Origin of the sequence: Microtetraspora sp. AC03309, from assembly GCF_020826795.1 — a bacterium.
Lineage (GTDB): Bacteria > Actinomycetota > Actinomycetes > Streptosporangiales > Streptosporangiaceae > Microtetraspora > Microtetraspora glauca.
Genome location: NZ_JADDIL010000479.1, coordinates 1 through 476, shown reverse-complemented (window position 1 = coordinate 476; position 476 = coordinate 1). Strand labels below are relative to the sequence as shown.

1 pseudogene is annotated in these 476 nt (G+C 54.8%); it reads right to left on the bottom strand.

Going from position 1 to position 476, the window contains the following annotated elements:
* A pseudogene (locus IMZ11_RS43935) lies at positions 1–476 on the bottom strand (hypothetical protein); the annotation flags it as partial.

The following is a 476-nucleotide window of genomic DNA, read 5'->3' as shown; positions in this document are numbered from 1 at the left end:
TTGGGTTCATATTCGCGGCATTTCCGTACGCGGCCAGAGCCTCCTCCGATTTCTTCTGGTATTTTAGATAGTGAACGGCTTTCGCCCCAGGCACAAAATTGCGCCAATCAATGCTGTCAAACTCATCCGCTTCGGCAGCTGTTGGATGATCTCGGACGAGGGTATCGTGCGCGTCGGCCAATTTCTGGATTTCTTGCTGCAACCTGTTGCACTCGTCCGCCATATCATGCCACCAAGTATGTAGGGAATCGGTAGCGTTTTTGCACGCAAGTTCGGCGCTCCCGCCTTTTATACCGGTGTCGCCGGTGCGGGGCAGCTGGCCTGCGTACGCGTAAATTGCGTTCTTATAGTCTCTCCACTGGTCCCGCATATAATTCAGAGACAACGCCTTGGTGTCGCCCGAATGAATCATTCTGGCCATGGTTCGCCAGTCGCCGAATTCATCGCCACACTTGACCGCCGCCGTCGGGTAGGGA